The sequence below is a fragment of the Bacteroides sp. OF03-11BH genome (genome assembly GCF_003604005.1).
In the GTDB taxonomy this organism is placed as follows: domain Bacteria; phylum Bacteroidota; class Bacteroidia; order Bacteroidales; family Bacteroidaceae; genus Bacteroides; species Bacteroides ovatus.
The window spans coordinates 37864-46429 of sequence record NZ_QTMW01000045.1 but is presented as its reverse complement, the minus strand read 5'-3'; the positions used below and the strand labels follow the sequence as shown (position 1 = coordinate 46429).

The following is an 8566-nucleotide window of genomic DNA, read 5'->3' as shown; positions in this document are numbered from 1 at the left end:
ACCAAACCTCAAAGTGTAAAAGGTGCATTTCTTCGAATGCTTACATTGTATTAGCCTTTACCTTTTTCTCTTTTATTGGAATCTTCGAATCAGGATAACCCAAAGCTACACAACCGTAGACTTTATGATTGGCAGGAACACCTAAAGCAGTAATAAATTCACGAACCTCCGGATCATCACATGTTGTCCCCAACTGATTGATCCAACAAGAGCCGATACCTAAAGACTGGGCAGCCAGGAACATATTTTCTATGGCACAAGCACAATCCATACCAGCCCACCATTGAGTAGGCTCATTAGATACAATCACTAAAGTCGGAGCATGATAATAGCAACAATAAGTCTTACTATGTCCACGTTCCTGCAAACGAGAATCGTCGCTTTTTGCAAAAGCCCCTTTAATCCGTTCATTCAGTTCTGTCAACTTATCCATATTTTGAATAGCCGTAAAATGCCATGTTTCCAGATGCATTCCACTCGGTGCATAAGTTGCAGCTTCCAAAATAGCCTGCAAATCCTCTTCTAAAACTTGCTGGCCAGTATAAGCCCGTACGCTACGGCGTGCTTTAATGTTCTCTAAAACTTCATTTGTTTTCATGGATAACAAGTATTTTATATAAGTATGCCATCATTATTAGTTTAACTGCATCAATACATTATACTTTTCTACCGTTTGACCAGCCCAATCTTTGCATTCAGTTTGAAATAATAGACTCCATTCTCTCTCTCCAGGAACCCGTATTTGTCTTTCTCTAAAGATCCTTTTTCTAAACGGGTATTTAGCAACAAGAAGTCCTCCATTATTTGCTTTTCCGATTTATGATAACAGAGCACTTCTCCATTTCCATCCACCAATAGAATACCTTCCACTGCCGAATCCAATCCATTGTAAATCTTTGCAGGACGCATTCCCAATACTAATGCCATCAAGAACTGCTTCATCTTGAATTCATAGAACTTATGCTTATTGATTAGTTCATCTTTAATCTTCAACGGATTCATTTGTTTAATAACTTCCGTCAACTCACTAATACGGGAGATACCATCCAAATGCATGATACGAACCATTTCTGTCAGTACACGTGGAAAATGCAGATCAATCATCAAAAGATTACTGCGGAATACGCGGTCGGCTACATCAGCGTATTTAAGTACGCCCCCCAAACGTTCGATCATCATCATCCGTTCGGCAACTTCATTCGGAGATTCAGGCAAAGCATTGATTTTATTCACTGTTGGAGTGGCAAATTTGACTCCACTCTGTTCCAGTTTAAGATTCGCTGCACGTCCTCCATCCAACAACGGATTCATTACGCCCAACCGTGAACGGACATTGAAACCTCTTAACGGAGCTTTCGGATGCCAAAATGCAATGGAAAAATCTGTGCGATCTTCTGTTTTTGCTTCCAAATCGAAAATGGCAGCTTCGTCTAAAAACTCTTCTACTCCTTCCGGAGAAACAACATCATTTTCCGACGAAGATTTCACAGCCTGTAATATCAGATCAGCTACAATACCAAAATCTTCACGAGGCATGGACTTACTCCCATTCTCTCCTTCTATACGAATCGTATCTTCTTCAATATAATATTGACGTGTTCCATCATGTTCTTCCCGTTGAATCATTGCAACAGGCCAAAATGTATCTCCCGCCTTTGCTTCTGCTGTGCCTAACACTACTTTTCCATCTGCTAAGAGACGAAAGAAAGAATAGAGTTCGCACCATTCTTTTTTGGTTGCTTCAAATGCCATATATTTTTGTTCTTCTTTATTTTACTACAAATGTTCTATCTTAATTCTACTACTGATATTACAGACGACACAATCGGAGGAACTATATGAGTCACCTCCTCCAATGGAGGGAGCTTGCCTACCTGTGCAAACAGGGAGTTTCGTATCCATTCTCTGGGAGTGACTATGATAAATCGTCCCGTCCAACAACCATCAAAATAGGAAGGGTTACCCGGCTGTTTCTTAATGGGATAACAGATGTTTTCTCCTTTAGTCCGCATCTCCGGCGAACGTCCGGGATCATTCACCCACACATGTTTATCATCAATGCCACGAAGCACCATCCAGTGCCCTCTCGGACCAGGACGCAAACCACGAACTGCACCTGTATATCTCACATTTACAAGCACAGGAATGCCACGATCAATATAATCTTTCAATATCCGATAATCTTTCTGCTGGAAATGTTCGGCACTTATCATGTTTTCATAATAACGTGTCAACGAATCAATCTCAAAAGAATAATATCCTCCCTGCCCTATTGAAGTACGGCGACGGAAAGGAGCACGTTTTTTCAGAAAGTAGTTCCGCTGATATTCAATCAGTTTCTTTTCTGCATCCTGGGCTGTACGTTGTGTATCAGCCGTCATTCCCTTAAAATAATCAAAGACCATTAACGAAGAAGCCAGAGAGCAATGCGAGTAAGGGCATCCCGCGATTTTCTGCGAATACCACGGAACAGGAATATTATTAGGAGCCAGTTTTTGAGTTTCCTGTATTTGTGCTTGCGCCTGAACGCTCATCCATACAAAGGAACTTAAAAACAGACTAAAAATTATGTGACATTTATTTATCATGCAATCCACTCTCTATCTCTATTACTACTTCTAATACTTTACCTACAAAATATTCTCATCATCAAGAATCCGCGCTGTCTCCACCTTCTCCAAACGTGCACGCAACTTAGGCATCATCGAACGACGAATCCGCAATGTCATGCTACAATCCATGTCATACGACTGATTAAGAATCTCCGGTTCCTCTTCTTTCACAATGCGCATGACATCATTCATAAAAGGATATTCAAACATTACCGTCACATCCTCATCTACCGTCTTTTCTATAATAGTAGCGGCAGCAATAGCTTCGGCAGCAGCGGCCTTGTAAGCAACAATCAATCCACTTGTCCCCAACTTGATTCCTCCAAAATAACGAACAACTATAATCAGTATATCCGTCAGTTCATTCGAGTTTATCTGTCCGAGAATAGGTTTACCCGCTGTTCCGGAAGGTTCTCCGTTGTCATTGGCACGGAAATCCTTTCGCGCAGCTCCCAACATATAAGCATAGCATACATGCCGTGCATCATAATACTTTTTCTGATACGTTTCAAGATGCATCTTTATCTCATCGAGAGTACGCACAGGAAGGGCTATAGCAATGAACTTGCTTCGTTTTTCCGTATAAATACTTTCGGAAGGCTCAATGATGGTTTTATAAGTATCTTCAGCAGTCATGTTGCAAAGATACGGCTTTAATGAGAAAAGTCAATCTATCATTTGGAAATATTAATGTTCCACTTATCGATGATAGGCAGTTGGGGGAATTAAAAATAGTGACGCTATCCAATAAAAATAGTGACGGTATACCACAACGATACCGTCACTATCCCGGGCATATCCCGTCACTATTTTTTCTACATCAATCAAGCGTCACATCTACTGATATAGTCCCTATCAACAATAATTTTCGCATCATCTTACAGATATTTCTTAATCTAGCTTATGAATTACCAGTCCCGAACGAAGTTTCGGTTCAAACCAAGTAGTCTTCGGCGGCATAATATTGCCTGTATCTGCAATATCCATCAACTGTTTCATAGATACGGGATAGAGAGCCAAAGCCACTTTCATTTCACCGCTATCCACACGCTTCTTGAGCTCTCCCAATCCACGGATACCACCGACAAAATCAATACGTTTATCAGAACGCAGATCCTTTATACCTAAAACTTCATCCAAAATCAAGTTGGAAGAGATTGTAACATCAAGCACACCAATAGGGTCGTTATCATTATACGTACCGGCCTTAGCAGTCAAGCTGTACCATTTACCACCCAAATAGAGTGAAAAATTATGTAAGCCGGATGGTTTATAGATATCCGCACCCTTCTCTTCTACTATAAAGTTTTTATCAAGTGCAGCCAGGAATTGCTCGGGAGTCAAACCATTGAGATCTTTCACTACACGATTATAATCGATGATGGTTAGCTGATTTGCAGGGAAGCAAACAGCCATGAAGTAATTATATTCTTCATCACCACGATGATTCGGATTTTGCTTTGCTTTCTCTGCTCCCACCAATGCAGCAGCGGCAGAACGGTGATGCCCGTCAGCAATATAAAGAGCTGGCATTTTAGCAAATTCGGCAGTAATGGTAGCAATATCTGCATCCTGGTCGACAATCCAGAAAGTATGTCCAAAGCCATCACCCGGAGCAATAAAGTCATAAATCGGCTTGTTTGCTGTATATTTCTTTATAATAACATCGAGCTTCTCATTATCAGGATAAGCAAAGAAAACAGGCTCAATGTTTGCGTTGTTCACACGTACATGTTTCATACGATCCTCTTCCTTGTCACGACGGGTAAGCTCATGCTTTTTGATAATACCATTCATATAATCGGGAACATAAGCACCGACCACCAATCCGTATTGCGTTTTCCCGTTCATCGTCTGGGCATAGATATAATAGTTTTCCTTATTATCCTGCACCAACCAGCCTTTGTCCTGAAACAGTTGGAAATTCTCGGCAGCTTTAGCATACACCTGTTCGTCGTGTTCATCCGTACCAACAGGGAAATCTATTTCCGGTTTAATAATATGATAAAGAGACTTTTCGTTACCTTCCGCTTCTGCGCGGGCTTCTTCAGAGTTCAATACATCATAAGGACGTGAAGCGACCTGTTCTACGAGGTTTTGCGGAGGACGAATGCCCTTGAAAGGTTTGATTATTGCCATGATATTAGTATTTTATATGTAAAAAATTAAAGCCACAGACTTCTTGAAAATCTGTGGCTCAAATATACTACTTATTTCTAAAAAAGACATTCTGCAACGGATTGTTTTTATTCAGATACTATCATAGTTATCCTGAAAAATCCGGCAGACTTATTCAGAATCTTATTTGTTTACTCTAAATTTCTCGCAACCATCTTTCAGGAAGCCAACAATTTGTTGAGCGGCAGCAATACCGGCATTGATATTTGCTTCAGCAGTTTGAGCACCCATCTTCTTAGGAGTTGAGAAATAACGTCCGGCAAACTTTTCAGCAAACTCTGCGTTAGCAGCAGGCATAATATCTGTGATATATTTGAAGTCTGCACGATCTTCCATCAATTTGATTAGTTCTGCTTCGTTAATCACTTCCTTACGGGCAGTGTTTACCAACATAGCACCTTTCGGCATATCTTTCAACAGAGCATAATTGATAGAGTTCTTTGTTTCGGCAGTTGCCGGAATATGAAGAGATACCACCTGGCAAGTCTTGTACAATTCTTCTGCAGAATCAAGTGCTTTCACACCATCTTTTTCGATTACTTCTTTCGGGCAGAATGCATCATAAGCATACACTTCCATTCCGAAACCTTTGGCAACACGAGCTACATTGCGGCCTACGTTTCCATAAGCATGAATACCCAATTTCTTGCCCATCAATTCTGTACCGGAAGTTCCGTTATAGAAGTTACGGACAGCATATACCATCATACCCAAAGCAAGTTCGGCAACAGCATTAGAATTCTGTCCCGGAGTGTTCATCACGCATACATTGTGAGCTGTGGCAGCAGCCAGGTCCACATTATCGTATCCTGCACCGGCGCGAACTACGATTTTCAATTCTTTAGCAGCATCAAGCACCTCTGCATCAACAATATCACTACGGATAATGATGGCATTAGCATCTTTCACTGCATCCAGTAACTGGGCTTTTTCTGTATATTTCTCAAGTAAAGCAAACTCGTATCCGGCTGCTTCTATTTCTTTACGGATACCGTCTACTGCAACTTTAGCAAACGGTTTATCAGTAGCTACAAGTATTTTCATAATCTAATTCTGTTTATAAAGACTCACCACAGATTACCCAGATTCTCACAGAATAAAAAAAATCTGCGTCCGTCTGTATAATCTGTGGTGAAAATATTATTAATGAAGTTTTTCAAATTCCTGCATACAATCAATCAAAGCTTGTACGCTTTCTTTCGGCAGAGCATTGTAGCAAGATGCACGGAAACCACCTACAGAACGGTGTCCCTTGATACCTACCATACCTCTTTCAGTAGCAAACTTCAAGAAGTCAGCTTCGAAGTCTTTGTATTCGGGAGCCATCACGAAACAGATGTTCATACGTGAACGGTCTTCTTTGGCAGCAGTACCCACGAACATTTTGTTACGGTCGATTTCAGCATACAACATATCCGCTTTTTCAATGGCACGACGTTCCATTTCTTTCACACCACCCTGTGCTTTGATCCAGCGAAGCGTCTGCAATGCTGCATAAATAGGTACAACAGGAGGAGTGTTAAACATAGAGCCACTGTCAACATGAGTCTGATAATTCAACATCGTTGGAATGTAACGGGAAACCTTACCCAATGCGTCATTCTTAACGATAACGAATGTAACACCAGCAGGAGCCAGATTCTTTTGTGCACCACCATAAATACAGATATATTTAGAAACGTCGATCGGACGTGAGAAAATATCAGAAGACATATCGGCAACCATCGGAACCGGAGAATCGAGGTCTTTCTTCAATTCTGTACCGTAAATTGTGTTGTTAGTCGTGATGTGGAAATAATCTGCGTCTGTCGGGATTGTATAATCTTTGGGGATATAAGTATATGTAGCTTCAGCAGAGGAAGCAACTTCTACAACTTCACCAAACCCTTTAGCTTCTTTCATAGCTTTCTTTGCCCATACACCGGTGTTTAGGTAAGCAGCTTTTTTTTCGAGGAAGTTATAAGGAACCATGCAGAACTCCATACTAGCACCTCCACCCAGGAACAGTACCGAATAGCCTTCGGGGATATTGAGTAATTCCTTGAATAATGCCTCTGCTTCGTCAACCACAGGTTGGAAGTCTTTGGCGCGGTGGCTGATTTCCATCAAAGAGAGACCAGAGCCGTTGAAATCTAAAATAGCCTTCGCTGTATCCTCTATCACCTCACGCGGAAGAATGGAAGGTCCTGCATTGAAATTATGCTTTTTCATTTGAAGTTTGTTTTTGGTTTAACAATTTCGTTACTTTTGTCTTTTGACCTTGCGAATTTACGAATTTATTTCCGCCGCACAAATCTTTCCTTATAAAAATACTGTTTTAAAGCAGATTTTCCTTTCTTTTTATTGGTTTATACAGGATATATACACCATTTTGTTATCCATAGATGTCAAGTAAGGTATCTTACAGAAAAGATCTTTACTTCGCTTCTTCTATAATAGTCTTCATTCCTTTGATTTTCTCCCCCTGAATCAGATTCAAGAGTTGCTTCACCTTAGCCTGGCGAACAGCGACAAAAGCATAATGTTCTTTGACGTCAATCGCTCCGACATCTTCGCGGGTCAGATTTCCTTTTTTATATAAGAATCCGGCAATATCTATCCGGCTAAGTTTCTCCTTTTTTCCTTTACCTATATAAATGGTAGCCCAGACCGATTTCGGAGGCCGGGGAGGGTTTTCAGGCAACACTACTATCTCCATTTCTTCCAGAATATAAGAAGGAAGTTTCTCTTCGGCATGAAGAATCAGATAAGACGTTCCGGTCGCATCCCAACGTGCTGTTCGTCCGTTGCGGTGCGTAAAGGCTTCTTCATTGACCGGCAAATGATAATGGATGATATGTCCGACTTCCGGAATATCCAGTCCACGGGCAGCCAGATCGGTAGAAATCAATACATGACAACTGCCATTACGGAACTTGTAAAGCGCACGTTCACGGTCCGGCTGTTCCATACCACCATGAAAACGTTCTGCGAGTAGTTTTTTATCCGCCAATAACTGATGTACACGGTCCACCGCATCCCGATGATTACAAAACACGATGCTCGAAGCGCTCCCCAATGTACAAAGCAGGTTATATAAAGTATCAATCTTATCTTTGGAAGGCGAAAGCACCTCCATCAATTTCAAGCGCGACTCTTGTTCTTCAGAATCGTCCGAAAGGAAGTTCAACTTAACTGTGCGGTTCAATCCTGTAAATTCGGGAATCTCTGCCGCATCGGTAGCTGAAAGCAACATACGTTTTTTTAATCCCGGAAGCTGGGTGATAATCTCTGCCATTTCATCGTGGAAACCAAACTCCAACGATTTGTCGAACTCGTCGATAATTAAAGTTTCAATGGTTTCAGGGTTAAAATTGCCTTTCGACAAATGGTCGGTGATACGTCCCGGAGTACCAATGATGATAGCAGGATGATTGCCCAATATACTTTTCTTTTCTTCGGCGATAGGATGTCCACCGTAACAACAGCAGGTTTTCCAGGATGTCCCCATTGCTTTGAATACAGAATCTATCTGTAAGGCCAGCTCACGCGAAGGAACGAGAATCAAAACCTGCACGCTGTCATCGTTCGGTTTTAGAGTAAGGAGTAAAGGTAACAGATAGGCCAATGTCTTGCCCGATCCTGTCGGTGACAACAGTATAACGTCTTTTCTTCCGGTAGCTTGTTCAAGTGATGCTTCCTGCATCGGATTCAGCTCCTCAATCTTCAAATTGCGGAGAGCCGACTGTATAATTTCATTTTTCTCTAACATGGGGGCAAAGATACAAAAAGGAAAG

8 protein-coding genes are annotated in these 8566 nt (G+C 41.3%); all 8 read right to left on the bottom strand.

Annotated features, from left to right (window positions below; genetic code table 11):
* Positions 1–40: 40 nt before the first annotated feature.
* On the bottom strand, positions 41–598 hold the full coding sequence (locus DXA54_RS22785; protein ID WP_120080738.1) for a nitroreductase family protein: 558 nt from the start codon (positions 596–598) through the stop codon (positions 41–43).
* A 68-nt stretch (positions 599–666) separates the two neighbouring features.
* Positions 667–1752 carry an HpaII family restriction endonuclease gene (locus DXA54_RS22780; protein ID WP_120080736.1) on the bottom strand — a complete coding sequence of 362 codons (1086 nt, stop codon included), beginning with the start codon at positions 1750–1752 and terminating at the stop codon, positions 667–669.
* A gap of 35 nt (positions 1753–1787) precedes the next feature.
* Positions 1788–2534 (bottom strand): C39 family peptidase, encoded by a 747-nt coding sequence (locus tag DXA54_RS22775; RefSeq protein ID WP_008647284.1) that lies wholly within the window; start codon positions 2532–2534, stop codon positions 1788–1790.
* 96 nt (positions 2535–2630) lie between these two features.
* Entirely contained in the window at positions 2631–3248 is a 618-nt protein-coding gene (locus tag DXA54_RS22770; protein WP_120080734.1) for an IMPACT family protein, read from the bottom strand.
* 255 nt (positions 3249–3503) lie between these two features.
* Positions 3504–4751 carry a DUF1015 domain-containing protein gene (locus tag DXA54_RS22765; protein WP_120080732.1) on the bottom strand — a complete coding sequence of 416 codons (1248 nt, stop codon included), beginning with the start codon at positions 4749–4751 and terminating at the stop codon, positions 3504–3506.
* 162 nt (positions 4752–4913) lie between these two features.
* Positions 4914–5834, bottom strand: coding sequence for an NAD(P)-dependent oxidoreductase (locus tag DXA54_RS22760; RefSeq protein WP_074557192.1), 921 nt, complete (start codon positions 5832–5834; stop codon positions 4914–4916).
* A 99-nt stretch (positions 5835–5933) separates the two neighbouring features.
* A complete protein-coding gene (gene serC / locus DXA54_RS22755) occupies positions 5934–7001 on the bottom strand; it encodes a 3-phosphoserine/phosphohydroxythreonine transaminase (protein ID WP_004300395.1) in 1068 nt (355 codons plus the stop codon).
* 205 nt (positions 7002–7206) lie between these two features.
* On the bottom strand, positions 7207–8541 hold the full coding sequence (locus tag DXA54_RS22750; protein WP_008647280.1) for a DEAD/DEAH box helicase: 1335 nt from the start codon (positions 8539–8541) through the stop codon (positions 7207–7209).
* Between the last annotated feature and the right edge of the window lie 25 nt (positions 8542–8566).

What these genes read in the sequence shown, in the direction of transcription:
- DXA54_RS22775 (WP_008647284.1), bottom strand. Translation starts at nt 2,534, where the DNA reads ATGAGCGTTCAGGCGCAAGCACAAATACAGGAAACTCAAAAACTGGCT.
- DXA54_RS22785 (WP_120080738.1), bottom strand. Translation starts at nt 598, where the DNA reads ATGAAAACAAATGAAGTTTTAGAGAACATTAAAGCACGCCGTAGCGTA.
- DXA54_RS22760 (WP_074557192.1), bottom strand. Translation starts at nt 5,834, where the DNA reads ATGAAAATACTTGTAGCTACTGATAAACCGTTTGCTAAAGTTGCAGTA.
- DXA54_RS22750 (WP_008647280.1), bottom strand. Translation starts at nt 8,541, where the DNA reads ATGTTAGAGAAAAATGAAATTATACAGTCGGCTCTCCGCAATTTGAAG.
- DXA54_RS22765 (WP_120080732.1), bottom strand. Translation starts at nt 4,751, where the DNA reads ATGGCAATAATCAAACCTTTCAAGGGCATTCGTCCTCCGCAAAACCTC.
- DXA54_RS22770 (WP_120080734.1), bottom strand. Translation starts at nt 3,248, where the DNA reads ATGACTGCTGAAGATACTTATAAAACCATCATTGAGCCTTCCGAAAGT.
- serC (WP_004300395.1), bottom strand. Translation starts at nt 7,001, where the DNA reads ATGAAAAAGCATAATTTCAATGCAGGACCTTCCATTCTTCCGCGTGAG.
- DXA54_RS22780 (WP_120080736.1), bottom strand. Translation starts at nt 1,752, where the DNA reads ATGGCATTTGAAGCAACCAAAAAAGAATGGTGCGAACTCTATTCTTTC.